We start from the raw sequence: 23,731 nt of genomic DNA on the forward strand, positions 1-23,731 counted from the left end.
TTGTAAATTAGAAAGTAACTAATTGTTATTTTTTAGGTTCAACAATAACAAAGTCTGTTCTTCTATTTTGTTCATGCTGCTCATCGGTACATTTTACACCATTTTTACAGTCATTGATTAATCTTGTTTCTCCATATCCTTTTACAGAAACGATTCTTTCAGCAGATATGCCTTTTGAGATTAGATATTGATATACAGATTTAGCTCTTCTTGTTGAAAGTTTTAAATTGTATGATTCTCTACCTCTAGAATCTGTATGTGCTTCTAATTTAAATTTACCCGCTGGATATTTCTTTAAATAGTTAATAGCAAATTGTAATTGTTTTTCTGCCCTTGGCGTGATGCTTGCATCATCGAAGTTAAAGTAAATTGGCTCTAAGTTAATTTTTAGGTTTCCATATTTATCTTCAACCAATTCTTTTATCATATAGTAATCTTTAGAAATAGGATCTGTATTGTCTATTTCTGCTAGTAAAATTTTACCTGATGTAGCAACATATCCTTTTTTATCTACTTTAAAGACATAATCTTGATCGATAGGTAATAAAACATTGTACATTCCTGAATTATCAGTTAAAATAGATTTTACTAATTTTCCTTCAGTATTAGAAATTTGAATAGTTGCATTTGGGATAAAAACATCTTCTTTACCTTCCTGTCTAACATAACCAGATACTTGTACTTTTTTTATAGTTTTATATTCTAAGAAAGAATAAATATCATCACTTCCTTTACCTCCCGATCTATTTGAAGAGAAATATCCTTTTTTTTCTGTTTTATTAGCCTCGGTTATTAGGTATGTAAAATCATCTGCAGAAGAGTTTATAGGGCCTTCTAAAAGTAGAGGGTAATCAAAGTCTTTGTTATTGATTTTTGATGTGTAAACATCTAAACCTCCTTTACCAATAAATAAATCCGAAGAAAAATATAATTGATTGTCTACGATGCTTGGAAACATTTCGTTTCCAAAGCTATTTACTTTTTCACCTAGGTTTACAGGCTCAGAAGTAATGCCTTCTGTATTCATTTCTACATAATAGATGTCTGTACCTCCGTAGCCACCTGGCATATCTGAAACAAAATACAAGCGTTTTGTTTCTTTATCAAAGTAAGGATGGCCATAAGAATATCCGTTGGTTTCTCTTGGATAATAATATGCGTCTTCAATTTCCATTTTGTCATTTACAAAACCGTAAACAATTCTAAAATTATTTTTATACCCATTAAATTTTAGTTTGTTGTTTTTGCTTTCAGATTGGTTGTAAAACAATCTATTATATAAAGAATCATAAAATGGAGAAGAAGAATGTTTCATAGACTCTTCTACATATTTTTTTGTGGTTAAAGTATCAATAGCATTATTAATAAGCTTAGTCTCATAAATGTTTATAAAAGGTTGATTTATTTTTTTATAAATCTTATTAAATACTACATTTTCTTTAGAAGAGCTAAACATTAAAGTTGAGTTTGGAAATAAAGTAACACCAAAGTCAGAACTAGGGCTATTTATGTCTAAATTTTCTAAATTGTAAGAAGTTATTGTTCTAGAAAAAGGTTTTTCTCTTTGAGGTTCTTCTTTTATATAATTATATCTTTTAATTACAGGTTGAGGTAATTTGTCTAATTGCGTATTAATAGCATCAGTAATTACAGTTTCATTATAATTAGATAATTTTAAAGACTGTAAGTATTGATTGTATTGTGTTAAACTTAAGTCACCTTTGTTGCTCACATATTTGATATATTTTTCAGCAGCATTTTTAAAATCTCTTATTTTATAATAACTATTTGCTAAGTTTAATAATTGTTTTTCTGAGAGCTCAGCTGATTCAGATGTTATTTTGTACTCTTTAATAGCCGTAACGTAATCTTTCTCTTTATAAGCTTTGTCTCCTCTTGATTTTATAGCCGTTTGTGCTTGAGCTATAAAAGAAAAACTCAAAAAGACTAACATAATTTTTATAGATCTTTTCATAAATATTGGTTTTTAATAAAATCTTGGAGATTGAATTGTTCTTATTTTTTTAGGGAGTGTGAATTTTAACATAATTTCATGAGAACCATCATTATAACCAGTAAGACCATTTAATGTGTGGTCATATGAATAACCTAAGTAAAATTGGTCTGTTAATTGTATGCCAAATAAACCAGTTACAATGTCTGAGCTTCTATATGAAACACCAACCGTAATTTTATTGTTGATTAAAGCATTTGCAGAGTAATCTACAACATAAGGAAGGTTCTTTTGGATTTTTGCTAATACTGCGGGTTTTAATTTCAGGTTTTCACTGATGTTAAATATGTACCCTCCTAATATAAAATATTGTAGGTTTTCACTGTCTATTAATTTACTTCCTTCTCCAGAGTAATATTTACTTTTTAAGAAGTTAGGTATAGAAAGTCCAACATACCAATTTTCTGAATAGGTCATTACACCAAAACCAAAACTTGGATCAAAATCATTTCTATTATTTAATAATGGATCATTAGGGTCTAAGTAATTCCCTTTTCCATAATCAATACTTAAAAACGAACCTCCAGCACTTACACCAAATGATGTATAAATTGTAGGAGATAACATAATTTCGTATGAAAAATTAGCCGATATAGATGTTTGTTTCGTAGGGCCTATTTCATCATGAATGATGTTTAAACCTGTACCAAATGAGTTACTTAATGTTGGTAAGATTGCTGAAAATGAATACGTATTTGGTGCGCCATCAAAACCCATCCATTGAGATCTACCCAAAGCTGTAAAAGTAACATCTTCTTGTGTACTAATATAAGCTGGGTTGTATGTTAATGTGTTGTTTATATATTGCGTGTATTGTGGCTCACGTTGCGCATTGATAAAGTTTACACTAACTATTGAAAGTAATAGAAAAAGGTATTTGTTAAATTTAGTCATTTCTCTTTTCATTATTTTATTATTTAGTTATTTGGATCCAACCTTTTTTAGTGTTAGCGCTTCCATCATTAAATTTAAGTACATAGAAATAAGTTCCATTAGGTAACTTTTGACCAGATTTTATAATTTTACTAGTTTGGTTTGCTATTCCATTCCAATCATTGTTATAATTTTTCATTTTGTAAACAATTGAACCATACCTATCAAATATTTCTAACTGAGTATTACTAAAGTTTCCAATACAAGAAATTACGAAGTAATCATTAAAAGTATCACCGTTTGGTGTTATAACATTGTAAACTTTTAAACATGAAGGAGTTACTAATAACTCAACAGTATTATTAGTCGTATCTGAGTCTTCTGGTGTAGAAGTAGTAATACTTGCTGTGTTTAAATAATCTCCAGAGGTATTTACTTCTGCTTTAATAGTTAATGTTGCTACTTGATTTGCTCCCAATGTTGGGATGTCCCAAATACCATTAGTTGCATCATAAGATCCTAAAGTTGCATTACTTGAAACATAAATAAAACCATTAGTTAAAACTTCTGATATTTCTAAGTTTGTAAATACTGATAAAGCAGAGTTTTCTACCTCGATAGTAAATGTGATAATATCACCAACATTTGGTTCTATAAAATCTACTTCTTTTTTGATGGTTAAATCTGAACAAGTTGATATTTGTACAATTTGTTCGGCTGAATTTGAGTTAAAACATCCTCCTGTTAAATCTACAGAAACCTTAGTGTTTGTTAGATTTGTCCATTCAACTTCTATTGTGTTATCATTAGCAGTTCCTCCAGATACAATATTACCACCAGTAATATTCCATGTATATGGTGCGTAACCAGCAGGAGCTTCATAAGTTTCTACGGTTCCAAAACATACATCAGTATTGTTTCCACTAATTGTAATATCTGTTCCAGTTGTAATTGTTACTGTTACTTCTAATCGGTTACTGCTTTCACATGTTCCATCAGAATTTGCTGCATAATATATACCATTAGTTAAATCATCTGTGTCAGCGTAAGCTGTTCCTCCTGTAGCAGTATTGTACCATATGATGGTTCCTGTTGCTGTAGCATCTAAATCTGATACTTTTGGATTGTTTACACTACAAAATGTTTGATTAATGTTGGTAGTGGTTGGTGTAGAAGTGTCAGAAATACTTACTGTTACTTCTAAGCGAGAACTACTTTCACAAGTTCCTTCAGAATTTGCTGCATAATATTTTGTAGCATCCGTTAAGGCATCTGTACTAGCATAAACATTACCACCTGTTGGAGCATCATACCATATAATCGTTCCAGAAGCAGTTGCATTTAAATTAGCAATTGTTGGATTGTCAACAGCACAAAAACTTTGATTAGCGTCTGTTGTAGTTGGTGTTGTTGGATTTGATACTGTTACCGTTACTTCTAAGCGAGTACTACTTTCACAAGTTCCTTCAGAATTTGCTGCATAATATTTTGTAGCATCCGTTAAGGCATCTGTACTAGCGTAAGCATTACCACCTGTTGGAGCATCATACCATATAATTGTTCCAGAAGCAGTTGCATTTAAATTTGCAACAGTTGGAGTATCTATGGCACAAAAACTTTGATTAGCGTCTGTTGTTGTTGGTGTTGTTGGATTAGTTACGGTAACTGTTACTTCTAAACGAGTACTACTTTCACAAGTTCCGTTAGAGTTTGCTGCGTAATATTTTGTAGCATCCGTTAAGGCATCAGTACTAGCGTAAGCATTACCACCTGTAGCAGCATCATACCATATAATCGTTCCAGAAGCAGTTGCGTTTAAATTTGCAACAGTTGGTGAATCTATAGCACAAAAACTTTGACTTGCATCTACTGTGGTAGGAGTTGCAGGGTTTTGTACGGTAGCTGTTACTTCTAAACGAGAACTACTTTCACAAGTTCCATCAGAATTTGCTGCATAATATTTTGTAGCATCCGTTAAGGCATCTGTACTAGCATAAGCTGTACCTCCAGTTGCTTGATTGTACCAAACAATCGTTCCTGTTGCAGTTGCATCTAAATTTGCAATTGTAGGAGTATCAACAGCACAAAAAGTTTGATTTGCATTAAGTGTTGTTGGTGTTGTTGGATTTGTTACGGTAACTGTTACTTCTAAACGAGTGCTGCTTTCACATCCTCCGTTAAGGTTTGCTGCGTAATATTTTGTAGCATCCGTTAAGGCATCTGTACTAGCGTATGCTGTACCTCCAGTTGCTTGATCATACCATATAATTGTTCCAGAAGCAGTTGCATTTAAATTAGCAATTGTTGGAGTATCTATGGCACAAAAACTTTGATTAGCGTCTGTTGTTGTTGGTGTTGTTGGATTAGTTACGGTAACTGTTACTTCTAAACGAGTACTACTTTCACAAGTTCCGTTAGAGTTTGCTGCGTAATATTTTGTAGCATCCGTTAAGGCATCAGTACTAGCGTAAGCATTACCACCTGTAGCAGCATCATACCATATAATCGTTCCAGAAGCAGTTGCGTTTAAATTTGCAACAGTTGGTGAATCTATAGCACAAAAACTTTGACTTGCATCTACTGTGGTAGGAGTTGCAGGGTTTTGTACGGTAGCTGTTACTTCTAAACGAGAACTACTTTCACAAGTTCCATCAGAATTTGCTGCATAATATTTTGTAGCATCCGTTAAGGCATCTGTACTAGCATAAGCTGTACCTCCAGTTGCTTGATTGTACCAAACAATCGTTCCTGTTGCAGTTGCATCTAAATTTGCAATTGTAGGAGTATCAACAGCACAAAAAGTTTGATTTGCATTAAGTGTTGTTGGTGTTGTTGGATTTGTTACGGTAACTGTTACTTCTAAACGAGTACTGCTTTCACATCCTCCGTTAAGGTTTGCTGCGTAATATTTTGTAGCATCCGTTAAGGCATCAGTACTAGCGTAAGCATTACCACCTGTTGGAGCATCATACCATATAATCGTTCCAGAAGCAGTTGCATTTAAATTAGCAATTGTTGGAGTATCTATGGCACAGAAACTTTGATTAGCGTCTGTTGTTGTTGGTGTTGTTGGATTAGTTACGGTAACTGTTACTTCTAAACGAGTACTACTTTCACAAGTTCCGTTAGAGTTTGCTGCGTAATATTTTGTAGCATCCGTTAAGGCATCAGTACTAGCGTAAGCATTACCACCTGTAGCAGCATCATACCATATAATCGTTCCAGAAGCAGTTGCGTTTAAATTTGCAACAGTTGGTGAATCTATTGCACAAAAACTTTGACTTGCATCTACTGTGGTAGGAGTTGCAGGATTTTGTACGGTAACTGTTACTTCTAAACGAGAACTACTTTCACAAGTTCCATCAGAATTTGCTGCGTAATATTTTGTACCATCTGTTAAAGCATCTGTAGCAAGATATGCGTTACCACCTGTTGGAGCATCATACCAAGTGATGGTTCCTGTTGCCGTAGCATCTAGGTTTCCAACTGTTGGATTGTCTACAGCACAAAAAGTTTGATTTGCATTAAGTGTTGTTGGAACCGGAGTATCAGAAATAGTTACTGTAATCTCTAATCTGTCTGGGCTTTCACAATTACCTACTGAGTTTGCTGCGTAATATTTTGTAGCATCCGTTAACGCATCTGTACTAGCATAAGCGTTACCTCCAACAGCTTGATCATACCAAATAATATTTCCTGCTGAAGCATCTACAGATAAATTTGCAATTGTAGGAGCGTCGATAACACAGAAACTTTGATCAGTTTCTGTTGCTGTTGGTTTCGCTGGATCTCCTATTTGTACTGTTACTTCTAATCGTGTACTGCTCTCGCAAGTTCCATCAGTATTGGCAGCGTAGTATTTTAAACCATTAACTAAAGCATCTGTTGCAAGATATGCATTACCACCTGTAGCAGCATCATACCATATAATCGTTCCAGAAGCTGTTGCATCTAAACTAGCTATTGTTGGTGCTTGAGTTGTACAAAAACTCTGAGTAGTTTCTGTAGTTGTTGGCGTTGTTGAATCATTTACCTGTACAGTTACTTCTAAACGAGTGTTGCTTTCACAAGTTCCGTTAGAATTTGCTGCATAATATTTTGTACCATCCGTTAAAGCGTCTGTTGCTAAGTATGCATTTCCTCCTGTAGGAGCATCATACCAAATAATGGTTCCAGATGCTGTTGCATTTAAATTAGCTATTGTTGGTGCATTTACTGCACAGAATTTTTGATTAGCATCAACAGTTGTAGGTGTTGTAGGGTTTGTTACCGTTACAGTTACTTCTAAACGAGTACTACTTTCACAGCTTCCAACAGTGTTAGCAGCATAATATTTATTGCCATCAACTAGTACATCTGTAGCAAAGTAAGCATTACCACCTACCGGAGCATCATACCAAGTAACAACTCCTGTTGTTACGTCTACAGAGATGTCAGATATTTTTGGATTACTGGTTGCACAAAAAGTTTGTGTTGCATTTGTTGTGGTTGGTGTTGCAGAATCTGAGATAGCAACCGTAACGGCAACTCTTTCTACACTTTCACATGCACCATTTAAAGTAGCTCCGTAATAGATGTTTCCATCAATTAAAGCGTCTGTTCCTAAGTATGCTACGCCTCCTTCTGCTTGATTGTACCATATTAAGCTAGTGCCAGCATCTATGGTAGCAACTAAATCTGATACTTTTGCATTTTGAACAGTACAAAAAGATTGATTTTCTTCTCCAGGATTTAATACAGGAGGAGCGGGTGTAACTTTTGCTCCAAATAAATCTACTTGTTGTGCTAAGTTAACTCCTAAAGGAGAAGATAATGTTACTCTAAGTCTATCAAATTGAACACCTGGAGTTACACCTATTTTGGTGATCTCTCCATCTGCATCTGGAAATAATGCTATTATTTGAGCTGCATCAACAGTTGTTGAGTACACTCCAATATTTCCATTATATAAATCAATTGTAATATTTTGTAACACAGCAACATTTACTAATGCCCCTTGTTTTGCTCGAATTCTAATTTCTAATTGATCTTTGGTTGAAGAAACTGTTGGAAACTGTATTTCTTGAAACATGGTAGCTAATGCACTTACAATACCAATGTCTATAGTTGAGTATGTAGAATCATCATTGTCAATTGCGTATTCTGGGTTAGCAACACCTGTTGTACCTAAAACACCTAATGGATCTAATAATCCAAGTGTAATACCTGTACCATCATACCAAGTGAAAATTCCTTCTGAATTACAGGCTGCACCTGCAGGGTCTTGATAAAAAGCATGGTAAACATTTATAAAACTAGTGGTTCCTAATAATAGAGCATCTGTATTATCTTTAATGGTTACAGACTTGTAGTCAACAGTTGGTGTAATGGCAAAAAAGACATCACCATCTTTATTTCTTACTACTTTTAAAGCTCCGTTAGTTGTAATATTGTCAGATCTTTCTGAAAGAATATTTACGTTTGATGCATTTAATGCAGAAACTTCTATATAATGATCTCCTAAAGCAATAGAGCCAACAACATCCGATAAGACACCACCTAGAGATCCTCCAAGTAATAAGTCTAATAAACCTGTTCCACCATCACCAACACGAATATAAGTAGTTGTGTTTGCTGGTACTACATTTGGAAATTCTAATTTTAACTCTCCTGCATAGGCTCCTATTCCAAATAAAGCCCCTCCGTAAGATCTAACTGTAGCAAAATCCCCATTGTTTGCGGCTGCATTAGCTTCATTGTCTACTCGATTTCCAGAAGATAACTCAGTTGCTGAGGTTGCATAAATTTGCTGAGAGTAGGTTTTACCATTAGTAAATACTACGCAAGCAATTGTCAAAAACAAAACTTTCAAGTAATTTTTAAATTTCATATTTTATTTTTTTATTAAATTTCATATTCTTAATTTCTAATAATTTTCTAAATAGAATTAAGTTGGTTACTTTCAACAAAAATCTAGCTAGACTTTATTGATCAATTTGGAAATTGACATGAATGATATTTTGCAGAGATTGGTTTGAAAACGCTTTGTTTATGCTAGTTTTTTTATCTGTTAAAGGTTGCATTTTATGTTAAAAAACATGTGTTATTTCAAAAATTACTACTAAATATAATCGTCGTCTATTCCTTTGTTTATATAAAAAAATTTCGTGTAGGGAGTAATCTAATGCAAAGGACGTCATTTTATTAGAGGTGGTACATGGACATAAGTATTGAAAAAATGGATAATAATATTTTTTAAGTAATTTTTAACATGTTTTTTTATCGAAATATTTAAGAGAGATACTCTGTTTTAACCCTATTTTTGTAAGATGATGTTTTTTTTAAATATTTTGTTAAGGCACTTATTTTAATTTAAGTATTGTTGGTTTTATAGGGATAATATGAATTGGTTTCTATTTAAAATATTGTTTTGTGAACTTTTTATTTAAAAGGAGGGAATATTTTGTTTTTTTATTTATCTTTAATATTCTGTTGCTATTTGTGGAATTAAAATAACATGGATAATAATACTACTTTTTTTGTTTGATATTAAAGTAGCTTGTTTTTGAGATAAAAAGAATCCCTAAATTCTTTTATTATAATTTTAGTAAAACGATAGTTTTAGTAGTTAGAAAATGAATAATACGAGTAAGATTTTAGGGCAGAAAATAATTGCTTTGCCAAAAGCGGTTATTAAAAATTTAGAACAAAATTTACTAACTAATAGGTTTTATGTTAGTGATTTAGGTTTTTATCCTGAGGCAGATAATCATTATCGAATTAATGAAAAGGGTGTCGACAAATATATCTTTATTTATTGTGTAAAAGGAAAAGGGAGTGTTGTCATAAATGGTAAAAGGCAACGTATTGAACCTAATCAATTTTGTATTATTCCAAAGAATGTTAAGTATGAATTTAAGTCTGATGAATTAGATCCATGGAGTATTTATTGGTTTTATTATTCAGGGGCTCTTGCACCAGAATTATATAATAGGTATAAATTAACAAAATATAAGTACGTACCTTATTCTGTAGATAGGATTCAAGTTTTTGAAAAGGTTTTTAATTTATTTAATGGAAATAATCAAGACCACCTGTTAGAATACGCAAGTTTATTGTGTTTAAGTTTTATTGGTGATTTTATTTACTGTGATCTTGATAAGAATTCTAGTGTAAAAAAGGAAGAAACTTTGGTTGATTCTATTAAAAAATTTCTGTTAAATAATTTAGATAAGAAATTTTCTTTAGAGGAGATTGCCAAAAAATACAATTATTCTAAATCGCATTTACAAGTAAAATTTAAAAAAGAAACAGGGTATCCTTTACATGTTTTTTTTAATCTAAAAAAAATACAAAAAGCTTGTGAGTATCTTAGCTATACCGAGTTGAGTGTGAAAGAAATTAGCTTTAAAGTAGGGATAGAAGATCCATTATACTTTTCTAGATTGTTTAAAAATTTTATGGGAAAATCGCCTACTTCTTATAGAAAAGAAGATGACTCAAAGTAGCTTAAGTTTTTTGTTCAATAAAAATTAAAAACCATTTGCAATTTTCTCTAATTCATCCTTATTCAGAATTGTAATGTTTTTTCCTTTAAACTCTATGATTTTTTTCTTTTTTAGGTCAGATAATAAGCGAATTGCAGATTCTGTTGCGGTACCAATAATATTGGCAATGTCATCTCTAGAAAGATAAATGTTGATATTACCTTCGTTATCCGTGTTGAATTTAGAATGCAAATGTAAAAGTGTTTCTGCTAAACGTTGTTTTACGGTTTTTTGAGCCATATCAACCACTAAGTTATCGGCACTTTTTAAAGATTTTGCCATATCTTTTAAAACGCCCATAGCAAACGCACTATTTTTTTCTAAATCTTTAACAATTTCGTCTTTTGGAATAAAACAAACTTCCATATCGTTTAAAGCTACTGCTTTAAGATTAGAAGCTTCATCAGAAATTAAACTTCTTTCTCCTAATAAGTTACCGGGTTGAATTAGGCTAATAATTTGGTTTCTTCCATTTTCACTAATTTTAGAAACCTTACAAACGCCTTCTTTAATACAAAAAACACCGTTAATATGTTCTCCTTCTTCAAATAATACTTCTCCTTTTTTTACGGTTTTTGAAGTTTTGCAAGCAGACATTCTTAGCAACTCTTCTTTTGAAAGGTGCTTTAAAGAACTAAATTGTCGAACAATACATTGCTCACATTTACTCATACTTAATAGGGATTTTTATATAGTTTAAATCAAAAATACTAAAAAACTGACAAATATCATATTTTAAGATAAACTCTTATTAGAAATTTGCCTAGGCAAAAGAGTAAATATGAAATCTAAGCAATGTTATCACTGTGGTGATTCTTGTGATGATGACTTAATTAAGTTTAATGAAAAAACGTTCTGTTGTAACGGTTGTAAGACGGTTTATGAGATTTTTTCTGAGAATGATTTAACTTGTTATTACAATTTTCAAGACAATCCTGGAGCAATACCAACAGAAATTCAAGGCAAGTATGATTTCTTGGATAATAAAGAAATTGCGGATAAATTATTAGATTTCTCTGATGGAAACACACAAATAGCAACTTTATATATACCTCACATTCATTGTAGTTCTTGTATTTGGGTGTTAGAAAATTTACATAAATTAAATCCAAAAGTTTCATCTTCTCAAGTAGATTTTCCAAAGAAAAAAGTAAGAGTTACCTACAATTCAGATGAAACCACATTAAAAGAGATTGTATTATTATTAAGCTCTATTGGTTATGAGCCTTATATCAGTTTAGAAGATTACGAAAGTGGGAAAAAGGCAGTAGATAGAAGTTTAATTTATAAGTTAGGAGTTGCAGGTTTTGCTTTTGGGAATGTAATGTTTCTTTCTTTTCCAGAATACTTTCAAGTTGATGGTTTTTGGATAGAACATTATAAAAATGTCTTTAGGTGGTTAATGTTTTTCTTTTCTTTGCCTGTTGTTTTTTATGCAGGAAAAGATTATTTTATATCGGCCTACAAAGGTTTACGGTCTAAAATTTTAAATATAGATGTGCCTATAGCACTTGGGATTTCGGTTCTTTTTATTAGAAGTACTGTAGAAATTATATTTGACTTAGGAACTGGTTTTTTTGATAGTTTAACAGGGTTGGTTTTCTTTTTGTTATTAGGGAAATTTTTTCAACAAAAAACTTATAATTTTTTATCTTTTGAGAGAGATTATAAATCGTATTTCCCAATTGCGGTAACACGAATTTTATCTAGTGATAAAGAAGAAAATGTTCAAATTTATGATGTTGAAAAGGGAGATAGGTTATTAATTAGAAATCAAGAGTTAATTCCTGTAGACGGAATTTTAATCAATGGTAATGCAGAGCTAGATTATAGTTTTGTAACAGGAGAAGCAGAGCCTGTAGCTAAGAAATCTGGAGATAAAATTTTTGCAGGAGGAAAGCAACTTTCTGGAGTTATAGAAATGGAAGTTTTAGCTTCTGTTTCTCAAAGTTATTTAACACAATTATGGAGTAATGATGTGTTTCAAAAAAACAAAAAATCACATTATAAAACCATTACAGATAATATTAGTAAAAAATTTACCATTATTGTTTTGTTAATTGCTTTTGTGTCAACTACTTTTTGGTTGTTTATAGATGTTAGTAAAGCTTTAAATGTGTTTACTGCGGTTTTAATTATTGCATGCCCTTGCGCCATTGCTTTAGCAGCTCCGTTTGCTTTAGGGAATATGTTGCGTATTTTTGGGAAGCAAAAATTTTATCTTAAAAACACTACGGTTGTAGAGCAGTTAGCGGCAATTGATACAATTATTTTTGATAAAACAGGAACATTAACGACTCATAAAGAGAATACAATTTCTTATGATGGAGTTCGGTTAAATAATCAAGAAAAAAGTATCTTGAAAAGTTCTTTAAGAGCTTCTAATCATCCATTAAGTAGAACCTTATATAGTACTTTTGATGATGTAGAAACATTAACAATAACAGATTTTAAAGAAGTTGTAGGAAAAGGTATTGAAGTTAATTATAAAGAAACTAATCTAAAATTAGGTGCTTCATCTTATGTAAAAAATAATGATAAAAAATCAACTTTAGATACATCTGTTTACATCAGTTTTAATGATGTTTATAAAGGTAAATTTACTTTTAAAAATTCGTATAGAAAAGGTGTAAAAGACTTATTTAATTCATTAAAAAATAATTTTAACTTAGCAGTGGTATCTGGAGATAATGAAGGGGAAAGAGTTTTTTTAGAAGAAAATTTGCCAAAAGGAACGCAATTAATGTTTAACCAAAAACCCGAAGATAAATTAAACGTTGTTGCAAGTCTCCAAAAAAAGGATGAAAAAGTATTGATGATTGGCGATGGTTTAAATGACGCAGGTGCTTTGGCTCAAAGTGATGTAGGTGTTGCTTTGTCAGAAAACATCAATGTATTTTCTCCTGCTTGTGATGGAATTTTAGACGCATCAAAATTTAACAAGATAGGAACCTATATTAAGGCATCAAAAAAAGCAATACAGATTATTAAATATAGTTTTATACTTTCTTTGTGCTATAATGTAATTGGATTGTATTTTGCTGTAACGGGTCAATTAATGCCTGTAATTGCAGCTATTTTAATGCCATTGAGTTCTATTAGTATTGTTGTGTTTACAACCATTTCTACAAATTTATTAGGAAATAAAATCAAATAATTATGAGTGTACATATTGAAGCAAAAAAAGGAGAAATAGCAGAAACGGTATTGTTACCTGGAGATCCTATGAGAGCAAAATGGATCGCAGATACTTTTTTAAAAGAAGTCATTCAGTATAATGATGTTAGAGGAATGTTGGGTTTTACGGGGACTTATAAAGGAAATAGAGTTTCGGTCCAAGGTACAGGAATGGGAATTCCTTCTACATTAATTTATTGCACAGAGCTTATAACAGAATATGGTGTAAAAAACTTAATTAGGGTTGGTTCTGCAGGGTCATATCAAAAAGATGTGAAAATTAGAGATATTGTTTTTGCTATGGCAGCTTCAACAAATTCAGGATTAAATACCATTCGTTTTAATGGAGCAGATTTTGCACCAACAGCAAGTTTTAAATTATTTCAAAAAGCAATAGAAGTTGCTAAAGAGAAAAACATTACTGTAAAAGCTGGAGGTATTTTAAGTTCGGATGAGTTCTATGCGGATGAGTTTGATAGCTATAAAAAATGGGCAGATTATGGTGTCTTATGCGTAGAAATGGAAACGTCTGGTTTGTATACTGTAGCAGCAAAACATAATGTAAATGCATTGTCAATTTTAACTATTTCTGATAGTTTGGTAACTAAAGAAAGAACTACAGCAGATGAAAGAGAGCAGACTTTTAAAGAAATGATAGAGATCGCTTTAGAACTTGCTTAACAAAATTAAAAATGACAAAATCACTAGTTCAAAAGTATAATATTCCAGGGCCAAGATATACCAGTTATCCAACCGTACCTTATTGGGATAAATCAGGAATAGCTAAACAAGATTGGATTCAATCATTTCAAACATCCTTTCAAGAGAGTAATTCTTTAGAAGGAATTAGTATTTATATTCATTTACCTTTTTGTGAAAGTTTATGTACTTTTTGTGCTTGTCATAAACACATCACAAAACGGCATGAAGTAGAGGAAGAGTATATAGAAGCCGTTTTAAAAGAATGGAAATTATATGTTGCTTTGGTAGATGAAGTTCCTGTTATTAAAGAGTTACATCTAGGTGGGGGAACTCCTACTTTTTTCTCTAAAGAAAATCTAAAATTTTTAATGGAGGGTATTTTCGAAATCGCAAAGAAACATCCCGAATCAGAATTTAGTTTTGAAGGACATCCAAGTAACACCACTAAAGAACAATTACAAACGTTATTTGATGTTGGTTTTACAAGAGTAAGTTTTGGGGTGCAAGATTATAATGAAAAAGTACAAAAAGCAATTCATAGAATTCAACCTTTTGAAGCGGTAGGAAATGTAACAAAGTGGTCTAGAGAAATAGGATATACTTCTGTGAGTCACGATTTAATTTTCGGCCTTCCATTTCAAACCAAAGAAAATGTAATTTATACCATCAATAAGACAAAAGAATTACAACCAGATAGAATTTCATTTTATAGTTATGCACACGTTCCGTGGGTAAAAGGAGTAGGACAAAGAGGTTTTAATGAAGAAGATTTACCTAAGAATGATGAAAAAAGAGAGCTTTACGAAATAGGAAAAGAACTCTTTGCAGAATTAGGATATGTAGAAATTGGTATGGATCATTTTGCCCTAAAAACAGATAGTTTGTTTGAGGCAACTATTAAGAAAACATTGCACAGAAACTTTATGGGATACACAGCCAATAAAACCCAATTAATGATTGGTTTAGGGATGTCGGCTATTTCAGATTCTTGGTATGCGTTTGCTCAAAATGTAAAGACGGTAAAAGAATATCAGAAAATTGTAAACGAAGGAGAAATCCCGATTTTTAGAGGACATTTATTGTCTGAAGAAGATCGAATTATTAGAAAACATATTTTAAATATTATGTGTCATTTTTCCACTTCGTGGGAAAAAACATCGATGAAGATTAATAACGTAGAAACACATTTGGAATTATTAAAAGAACTAGAAGAAGATCATTTAGTGACTATAACTAAAAACTCATTGTCAATACCAGAAAATGCAAGGCCTTATGTACGAAATGTTTGTATGGCTTTTGATCTTCATTTACTGAGAAATAAACCCAAAACACAACTGTTTTCAATGACCATTTAACAAAAAATTAAGAAATATGACAAATGTCATATTTTTTAAAAAGTAACAATCTTAATTTTGAAGTATCAATTATCAGGCAAGATATGAGCGTAATATACCTTCTACTAACTATTAGTATTATAGTAGCAATTTTATTTTTTATCGCATTTATTTATTCAGTAAAAACTGGACAATTCGACGATTCTTATACGCCATCAGTTCGTATGTTGTTTGATGATGAATTAGTAAAAGAGAAACAAGAAAAATCAACTTTAGACTAAATTTTATATTATGGAAATGCAACAATTTTATTACGACAATAAAATCGTTAAGAAGTTTATTTACGCTACCTTATTCTGGGGAATTGTAGGTTTCAGTGTAGGTTTGCTTCTTGCTTTTATGTTTTTATTCCCAAATCTTACAGAAGGAATTTCTTGGTTAAGTTTTGGACGTTTAAGACCATTACATACCAATGCAGTAATTTTTGCTTTTGTAGGAAATGCAATTTTTGCTGGTGTGTACTATTCTTTACAAAGACTTTTGAAAGCAAGAATGGCAAGTAATTTTTTAAGTAACTTCAACTTTTGGGGTTGGCAATTAATTATTGTTGCTGCAGCTATTACCTTACCTTTAGGGTATTCCTCTTCTAAAGAATATGCAGAGCTTGAGTGGCCAATAGATGTTGCGATAGCTTTAGTTTGGGTTGCTTTTGGTGCCAATATGATTTGGACACTTTTACAAAGAAGACAACGTCATTTATATGTTGCAATTTGGTTTTATTTAGCCACTTTTGTAACGGTTGCCGTATTGCATATTTTTAATAGTTTAGCATTGCCAGTAACCTTTTTAAAGTCATATTCGGTTTATGCAGGTGTACAAGATGCCTTGGTACAATGGTGGTACGGACATAATGCTGTGGCATTTTTCTTAACAACACCTTTTTTAGGACTAATGTATTATTTCGTTCCAAAAGCAGCAAACAGACCTGTATATTCATACAGATTATCAATTGTTCACTTTTGGTCATTAATCTTTATTTATATCTGGGCAGGACCTCACCATTTATTATATTCGGCACTTCCAGAATGGGCGCAAAATTTAGGAGTTGCATTTTCAGTAATGTTGCTTGCTCCTTCTTGGGGAGGAATGATAAATGGTTTATTAACTTTAAGAGGAGCTTGGGATAAAGTTAGAACAGATCCTGTTTTAAAATTCATGGTAGTTGCAATTACTGGTTACGGTATGGCAACTTTTGAAGGACCATTGTTATCGCTTAAAAATGTAAATGCAATTGCGCATTTTAGTGATTGGATTATTGCTCACGTACACGTTGGAGCATTGGCTTGGAACGGTTTCTTAACTTTTGGGATGTTGTATTGGTTAATACCAAGAATGTTTAAAACAAAGTTATACTCAGTTGCATTAGCTAACGTGCACTTTTGGATTGGTACACTAGGAATTATAATGTATACCTTACCAATGTATGTAGCTGGTTTTGTGCAAGCTTCTATGTGGAAACAATTTAATCCTGATGGATCTTTAACCTATGGGAACTTTTTAGAAACAGTAAACGAAATTATTCCAATGTATTGGATGCGTGCTATCGGAGGAAGTATGTATATTCTTGGAGCATTTGTAATGTTGTATAATGTTGTTAGAACAATAAGATCTGGTAGTGATGTTACAGATGAATTAGCAGAAGCTGCAGCTTTAACAAAAGTTCCAAAACACAGAACAAGAGGAGAAGGTTGGCACACTTGGTTAGAAAGAAAACCAATCAAGTTAACGATTTATGCAACGATTGCTATTTTAATTGGTGGTGCTGTACAGATTATTCCAACAATATTAGTAAAATCAAACATTCCTACTATTAGTAGTGTGAAACCATATACACCATTAGAGTTACAAGGACGTGATATTTATATTAGAGAAGGATGTGTGGGGTGTCACTCTCAAATGATAAGACCTTTTAGAAGTGAAGTTGAACGCTATGGAGAATACTCTAAAGCTGGTGAATATGTATATGATCATCCATTTTTATGGGGATCTAAACGTACAGGTCCAGATTTACATAGAGTTGGAGCTAAATACTCTGATAGCTGGCATTTAAATCATATGTACGACCCGCAAAGTACTTCTCCTGGTTCTATTATGCCATCTTATAAATGGTTGATAAATAATGAACTTGATAAATCGGATATAGAAAGCAAGATGAAAGTCATGGTTACTTTAGGTGTTCCATATACCGAAGAAGAAATTGAAAATGCACAACAACACATGTTAGATCAAGGAACTAAAATTGAAGAAAATTTACATTCAGATCCAGATTTTGCAAAAAATTACGAAGCGGATAAAAAATACGCTGAAGAAAATGGAGAAACTTTTATAGAAATGAAAAACAGAGAGATTGTAGCTGTGATTGCTTATCTACAACGTTTGGGAACTGATATAAAAGTTAAAGAAGAACAAAAAATCAATAAAAAATAGAAACCATGTTAAAATTTGTAAAAAATTATATGGTAAGTATGACAGGTATAGAAATCTATCCCTTGATATCATTACTCATATTTTTCACTTTTTTTGTAGTCTTATTTTGGTGGGTTATTACGGCTAAAAAAGAATATATTAATACGGTAAGTCATTTACCTTTAGACAATTAAATCGAAAAAATCATGAAAAAATATTTTCAATCTACGGTATATGTAATTTTTGTAATTGTTACTTTTTTAGCGCTTGCAAAGTCGTTTATGGTGTACGAAAACCCATTTAATATTTATGAAAACCCATTAGTTTGGATAGCACTAATTGGTTTTGTTTTAGTCGTTGTTTTAAAAGAGATGGTAAACGTCATCGCTATTAATAAAGCAAAAGAACTACAAAATGAAAAAGATGGAGTAGTGCCAGAAGCAGAGAATTTATGGCTGAAAAAACTATTACAATCTTGGACAAAATCGAAAGATATTGATAGTGAAGAAGAGATCATTTTAGATCATAATTACGATGGAATTAGAGAACTAGATAATACTTTACCACCATGGTGGGTGTATATGTTTTATGCAAGTATTGTTTTTGCTGTAGTGTATTTAGTAAGATTTGAAGTTTTGGATGGAGATAACCAAATTGTTGAATATGAAAAAGAAGTTGCACAAGCAAGAATGGAGATTAATAAGTATAAATCTACCGCTACAGATCTAATTACCGCAGAAAATGTAACGCTTCTTACTGAAGAAAAAGATCTTAAAAGAGGAAAAGCAGTATTTAATTTAAACTGTGCTTCTTGTCATATAGCTGATGGTGGTGGATCAATTGGTCCAAATCTAACAGATGAATTCTGGATTCTTGGAGGTGGAATTAAAAATGTTTTTACCACTATTTCTAATGGAGGTAGAGATGGTAAAGGTATGATTGCTTGGAATAAAACTTTGAAAGGTGATGACATTGCTAAAGTAGCGAGTTATGTAATCTCTTTACAAGGAACTACTCCTGCTAATCCAAAAGCGCCACAAGGTGAAAAATGGGTTGAAAAAGAAAATTAAACTAAAGAAGTAAAATAAAGTTATTTAATGTAGTTATGGAAACTCCGGAAAACGAACAATTTAGAGATAGTATCGGTACAATTGATAAATCGGGTAAACGTTCTTGGGTTTTTCCAAAAAAACCTAGTGGGATCTTTTATAAGTACAGGACATATGTAAGTTATTTTTTACTAATTTTTTTATTGTCTGCTCCTTTTATAAAAATTAATGGAAATCAGTTTTTACTGTTTAATATTTTAGAACGTAAATTTAATATTTTTGGGTTTCCTTTTTGGCCACAAGATTTTCATTTATTAGTTATCTCAATGATAATTGGGGTTGTATTTGTAATATTATTTACCGTTGTTTTTGGGCGTATTTTTTGTGGGTGGATTTGCCCACAAACCATTTTTTTAGAAATGGTTTTTAGAAAAATAGAATATTGGATTGATGGTGATAGAGGAAAGCAAATTCGTTTAGATAAACAGCCTTGGAATGCTGAGAAAATTAGAAAAAGACTTTTAAAATGGTTTATTTTCTTTGTGATTTCTTTTATAATTGCCAATGTGTTTTTAGCGTATTTAATAGGCGGGGATGTAGTGATTAGTTATGTTACAGGGAATCCATTTGACAATATTAATACTTTAATTTCATTAACAATTTTTACATGTGTTTTCTATTTTATATTTGCTTGGTTTAGAGAACAAGTATGTATTATAGCTTGTCCCTACGGAAGACTACAAGGGGTTTTATTAGATAATAAAACCATTAATGTAGCTTATGATTATGTTCGTGGAGAAGGAAAGAAGGGGAGAGCTAAATTTAAGAAAAATGAAGACAGATCTTCTACAGGAAAAGGAGATTGTATAGATTGTAAACAATGTGTTGTGGTTTGTCCTACAAACATAGATATTAGAAATGGTACTCAATTAGAGTGTGTAAATTGTACCGCTTGTATTGATGAGTGTGATCATATGATGGAAAGTGTTGGCTTACCAAAAGGATTGATTAGGTATGCAAGTGAAGATAATATAGCCAAAAAAGAACCATTTAAATTTACCGCAAGAATTAAAGGATATACTGCAGTATTATTGATTTTAATTGGTATTTTAATAGGGATGTTGTTTCTAAGAAATGATGTTGAAGCTACTATTTTAAGACTACCAGGGCAACTATATCAACATAAAGAGAATAATATTATAAGTAATGTTTACACCTTTAAAGTGATCAATAAAACCACTAAAGATATTAAAGATGTAAACTATAAAATACTTTCTCATAAAGGAACCATTAAATTAGTATCGAACCATGATTTTATGGTTCCTAAACAAGGTTTAGCTGAAGGAACATTATTTATAGAAATAAATTCTTCCGCTTTAGAGAAAGATAAAATTAAGCTAGAAATTGGTGTTTTTAGTGGTGATAAATTAATAGAGACAACCATAACCAACTTTTTAGGACCAAGAAGTTATAAATAACTAAGATTATGAAATTTAATTGGGGAACTGGAATTGTTATTGCCATTGTGGCTTTTATGGGGTTTATTTTATACATGGTAATCACTATGAGTACTGATAAAACCTATAGTTATGATTTAGTTACTGAAAAGTATTATCAACAAGAATTAAAATATCAAAATGAAATTGATGCAGAAGAAAATGCATCAAAATTAGATGAAAACATAAGTGTTTTAAAAACAAAAGACGGTTTACAGATAAAATTTCCTTCTAATTTTTTTCCTAAAAAAATTAAAGGAAAGGTGTTCCTATATAGACCATCTAATAAACAATTAGATTTCGAAATACCTATTTCAATCTCTAATACATATTTGCTCGTGCCTGAGAAACGTTTGTTAGATGGTCGTTGGAACATTATTGTTTCTTGGAACTATAAAAATAAAGATTATTTATTTAAAAAAGAGATAGTTTACTAATGTTTCTATCGGCAATCTTATTTGGTTTATTGGGTAGCTTTCATTGCGTTGGAATGTGTGGCCCCATAGCTTTTATGTTGCCAATTGATAGGCAAAACCCTGTTAAAGGATTTTTTCAGATTTTAAGTTATCATTTTGGAAGGTTGTTAACTTATAGTTTGATAGGTTTGCTTTTTGGTTTTCTTGGAAAAGGTTTTTATTTCTTTGGGTTTCAACAACAATTATCCATTTTAGTAGGTGCAAGTATGATCTTAATCATACTCTTTCCAAAGCTTTTTAAAAAAGTAAATTTCTCTAAAAATATTAATAAAATTATCTTTAAAGTTAAAAGTAGTTTAGGAAAAGAGCTAAAAAAGAAAGGAAACGATACCTTTTTTACAATTGGATTTTTAAATGGATTTCTACCTTGTGGATTGGTGTATATGGCCGTTTTTGGAGCCATAGCAACCACAAATGCTTTTTTTGGGGCTTTGTATATGTTTTTGTTTGGTTTAGGAACAATACCGTTAATGACAAGTGTTGTTTATTTAGGGAATTTTACCAAAGGAGCTTTTAGAAAAAAAATACAAGCAGTAATACCTGTTTTTGTGATTTTTATTGGATGCTTGTTTATTTTAAGGGGTTTAGGTTTAGGTATTCCTTATATTTCGCCTGCTCCAGTATTAGATTTAGTATCTTCTTCAAATGCCTGCCATTAAGAAGTTAAGCTCTTTTTTTACTATAGATTTTATTTATTCTATATTAAAAACAATAAAAACTTTAAAAAAATGTTGAATTAGTGTGTTAAAACTTTAAGTTGAAAAGTATTTATTATTATAAAAACGATATATTTGAAAACTTAATAAAGAACCTTACTTTAATGAAGTTTAATTATATACAATTATGTTTTTTATGTTTTGCCTTTTTATCTTTAAAAAGCAATGCTCAAGAAACTTTGCCAATTTATACAGATTATTTATCTGACAATGTTTATTTAATTCATCCATCTGCAGCAGGAATTGGAAATTCAAGCAAGTTGCGTTTAACTGCAAGACAGCAGTGGTCAGGAATCCCGAATGCTCCTTCATTACAAACATTAAGTTTTCATACAAGACTGAGTGAAGAATCTAAGGTAGGGTATGGTCTTATTTTATTTAATGATGAAAATGGTTATCATTCACAAAAAGGAGTTCAAGGTACATTTGCATATCATTTACCTTTAGGTAATGGTAAGTTTTTTCAACAATTATCTTTTGGTTTATCTTTTACGTTTGTTCAAAATCAATCGGATCAAAGAACATTTTTTGGTGATCCACAGGTAGCGTCTATTATCGAAAGCACAAGTTATTATAATGCAGATTTTAGTGTTGCTTATCATAGAGGAGGAATATTTTCTTATTTTACAGTAAAAAACTTATTGCTTACAGCTAAAAACAATTTAAACGTACAAGAGCCTTTAGATTTAAAAAACTATATATTTTCTGCGGGTTATTATTTTGGAGAAGATAATTTTGTACAGTTAGAACCTTCTATTATGCTTCAGTTTAGAGAGAGTACAGGACAAAGAATTGCAGATTTTAATATTAAAGCATATAAAACGTATTCTCAAACTCAATTTTGGGCAGCCCTTTCTTATAGAAGAAGTTTTGATCCCAATGCTATCGAAAACTCACAGTTTGTTTCTCCTGTTTTAGGGATTAATTATAAAAACTTTATGTTTTCATATACTTATACCAAACAAATGAATGATATCGTTCTAACAGACTCTGGATTTCATCAAGTATCTTTAGGAATTAATTTATGGACTAGAAAGCAAAGAGCAGCAGCTTGTCCTAATATCAATTCTTCTTTTGGAAGTTTTTAAAAATCTTTTTCAATAATATTTATTGACTTAGACTTTTTAGATACTAACATTTCTAAAACGTCTTTTTCTTTGTTGATATAGAATTGATGAAAACTCTCTTGTTTGCTTTTATTTAAGAGTTTGTATTTTGTAAGTATATTTTTAGTTTGTTTAGCCACGGCTTCTCCAGAATCTATGATTTGTACTGTATCACCTACAATTTCTCTGATTTGAGAAATTAAATAGGGATAATGTGTACAACCCAAAACTAAACAATCAACATTGTTTTGAAGCATTGGTTTTATGTAAGAAGACAGTAAGTTTGTCATTTCATTTGAATGAAGTTTCCCTTTTTCAATAAGTTCTACCAATCCTTTTCCTACTTTTTCTATAATACTAATTCTATGACCTAATGAATTAGATGTTTTTTCAAATAATTCGCTATTTAAGGTACCTTTAGTTGCTAGAATACCAATAGTATTCGTTTTTGTTTTTAGTGCAGCAGATTTGATAGCAGGCTCTATGCCGATAAAGGGTTGTGTATATTTTTCTCTTAAAACTTTTATGGCATTAGTTGTTGCTGTATTACATGCAACTACTATTATTTTACAGTTTAATTTTAGTAAAAACTCTGTGTTTTTTATTGATAAATCGATGATTTCTTGTTTGCTCTTTTCACCATAAGGAGCATTTTTGCTGTCAGATAAATAAATAATATTTTCATTTGGTAAAAGAGATGCTATTTCTTTCCAAATAGAAGTTCCTCCAACACCAGAGTCAAAAACACCAATAGGTAAATTATTAGATTCCATATACTTGTAAAAATAAAAAAAAC

At 31.2% G+C, this 23,731-nt stretch carries 17 protein-coding genes; 12 read left to right on the forward strand and 5 right to left on the reverse strand.

The features are described 5' to 3' along the window. Positions 1–25: 25 nt before the first annotated feature. The 3 genes from MC378_RS07470 to MC378_RS07480 are packed head-to-tail and all read right to left on the reverse strand — an operon-like array spanning position 26 to position 8,756. Positions 26–1,975 carry an OmpA family protein gene (locus MC378_RS07470; protein WP_242178131.1) on the reverse strand — a complete coding sequence of 650 codons (1,950 nt, stop codon included), beginning with the start codon at positions 1,973–1,975 and terminating at the stop codon, positions 26–28. 12 nt (positions 1,976–1,987) lie between these two features. Then, complete coding sequence (locus tag MC378_RS07475) at positions 1,988–2,920, reverse strand: PorP/SprF family type IX secretion system membrane protein (RefSeq protein ID WP_242178132.1); 933 nt, start codon at positions 2,918–2,920, stop codon at positions 1,988–1,990. A gap of 7 nt (positions 2,921–2,927) precedes the next feature. Further along, positions 2,928–8,756, reverse strand: a complete 5,829-nt coding sequence (locus MC378_RS07480; RefSeq protein WP_242178133.1) for an Ig-like domain-containing protein — start codon at positions 8,754–8,756, stop codon at positions 2,928–2,930. A gap of 745 nt (positions 8,757–9,501) precedes the next feature. Between MC378_RS07480 and MC378_RS07485 the strand changes: the two genes are divergently transcribed. Continuing rightward, on the forward strand, positions 9,502–10,374 hold the full coding sequence (locus MC378_RS07485) for an AraC family transcriptional regulator (protein ID WP_242178134.1): 873 nt from the start codon (positions 9,502–9,504) through the stop codon (positions 10,372–10,374). Positions 10,375–10,398: 24 nt separating this feature from the next. Here MC378_RS07485 and MC378_RS07490 read toward each other — a convergent pair whose 3' ends face one another. Further along, on the reverse strand, positions 10,399–11,010 hold the full coding sequence (locus MC378_RS07490) for a Crp/Fnr family transcriptional regulator (RefSeq protein ID WP_338048443.1): 612 nt from the start codon (positions 11,008–11,010) through the stop codon (positions 10,399–10,401). A gap of 184 nt (positions 11,011–11,194) precedes the next feature. Here MC378_RS07490 and MC378_RS07495 point away from each other — a divergent pair, with 184 nt between their 5' ends. The 11 genes from MC378_RS07495 (at position 11,195) to MC378_RS07545 (ending at position 22,917) form a co-directional block, all read left to right on the forward strand. Further along, positions 11,195–13,570: a heavy metal translocating P-type ATPase gene (locus MC378_RS07495; RefSeq protein ID WP_242178136.1), complete on the forward strand. Its 2,376-nt coding sequence runs from the start codon at positions 11,195–11,197 to the stop codon at positions 13,568–13,570. Positions 13,571–13,572: 2 nt separating this feature from the next. Continuing rightward, entirely contained in the window at positions 13,573–14,271 is a 699-nt protein-coding gene (gene deoD / locus MC378_RS07500) for a purine-nucleoside phosphorylase (RefSeq protein WP_242178137.1), read from the forward strand. 11 nt (positions 14,272–14,282) lie between these two features. Further along, complete coding sequence (gene hemN, locus MC378_RS07505; RefSeq protein WP_242178138.1) at positions 14,283–15,647, forward strand: oxygen-independent coproporphyrinogen III oxidase; 1,365 nt, start codon at positions 14,283–14,285, stop codon at positions 15,645–15,647. Between the two features lie 83 nt (positions 15,648–15,730). After that, positions 15,731–15,907, forward strand: a complete 177-nt coding sequence (gene ccoS / locus MC378_RS07510) for a cbb3-type cytochrome oxidase assembly protein CcoS (RefSeq protein ID WP_242178139.1) — start codon at positions 15,731–15,733, stop codon at positions 15,905–15,907. Positions 15,908–15,917: 10 nt separating this feature from the next. Continuing rightward, positions 15,918–18,113 carry a cytochrome-c oxidase, cbb3-type subunit I gene (gene ccoN, locus MC378_RS07515; protein WP_242178140.1) on the forward strand — a complete coding sequence of 732 codons (2,196 nt, stop codon included), beginning with the start codon at positions 15,918–15,920 and terminating at the stop codon, positions 18,111–18,113. 5 nt (positions 18,114–18,118) lie between these two features. Next, complete coding sequence (locus MC378_RS07520) at positions 18,119–18,286, forward strand: CcoQ/FixQ family Cbb3-type cytochrome c oxidase assembly chaperone (RefSeq protein WP_242178141.1); 168 nt, start codon at positions 18,119–18,121, stop codon at positions 18,284–18,286. A 12-nt stretch (positions 18,287–18,298) separates the two neighbouring features. Beyond that, the gene (locus tag MC378_RS07525; protein ID WP_242178142.1) at positions 18,299–19,162 is read left to right on the forward strand and encodes a cbb3-type cytochrome c oxidase N-terminal domain-containing protein; all 864 of its coding nucleotides are present in this window, start codon (positions 18,299–18,301) and stop codon (positions 19,160–19,162) included. Between the two features lie 35 nt (positions 19,163–19,197). Then, a complete protein-coding gene (gene ccoG / locus MC378_RS07530) occupies positions 19,198–20,619 on the forward strand; it encodes a cytochrome c oxidase accessory protein CcoG (protein ID WP_242178143.1) in 1,422 nt (473 codons plus the stop codon). An 8-nt stretch (positions 20,620–20,627) separates the two neighbouring features. Next, entirely contained in the window at positions 20,628–21,074 is a 447-nt protein-coding gene (locus tag MC378_RS07535; protein WP_242178144.1) for a FixH family protein, read from the forward strand. After that, entirely contained in the window at positions 21,074–21,772 is a 699-nt protein-coding gene (locus MC378_RS07540) for a sulfite exporter TauE/SafE family protein (protein WP_242178145.1), read from the forward strand. Before MC378_RS07535 ends, MC378_RS07540 begins: the two co-directional genes overlap by 1 nt. A gap of 161 nt (positions 21,773–21,933) precedes the next feature. Beyond that, positions 21,934–22,917, forward strand: coding sequence for a PorP/SprF family type IX secretion system membrane protein (locus MC378_RS07545; protein WP_242178146.1), 984 nt, complete (start codon positions 21,934–21,936; stop codon positions 22,915–22,917). Here MC378_RS07545 and murI read toward each other — a convergent pair. Continuing rightward, entirely contained in the window at positions 22,914–23,708 is a 795-nt protein-coding gene (murI, locus tag MC378_RS07550) for a glutamate racemase (protein WP_242178147.1), read from the reverse strand. The two genes, MC378_RS07545 and murI, sit on opposite strands and share 4 nt — an antisense overlap. Between the last annotated feature and the right edge of the window lie 23 nt (positions 23,709–23,731).

The sequence above is a fragment of the Polaribacter marinus genome, assembly GCF_022662535.1.
In the GTDB taxonomy this organism is placed as follows: domain Bacteria; phylum Bacteroidota; class Bacteroidia; order Flavobacteriales; family Flavobacteriaceae; genus Polaribacter; species Polaribacter marinus.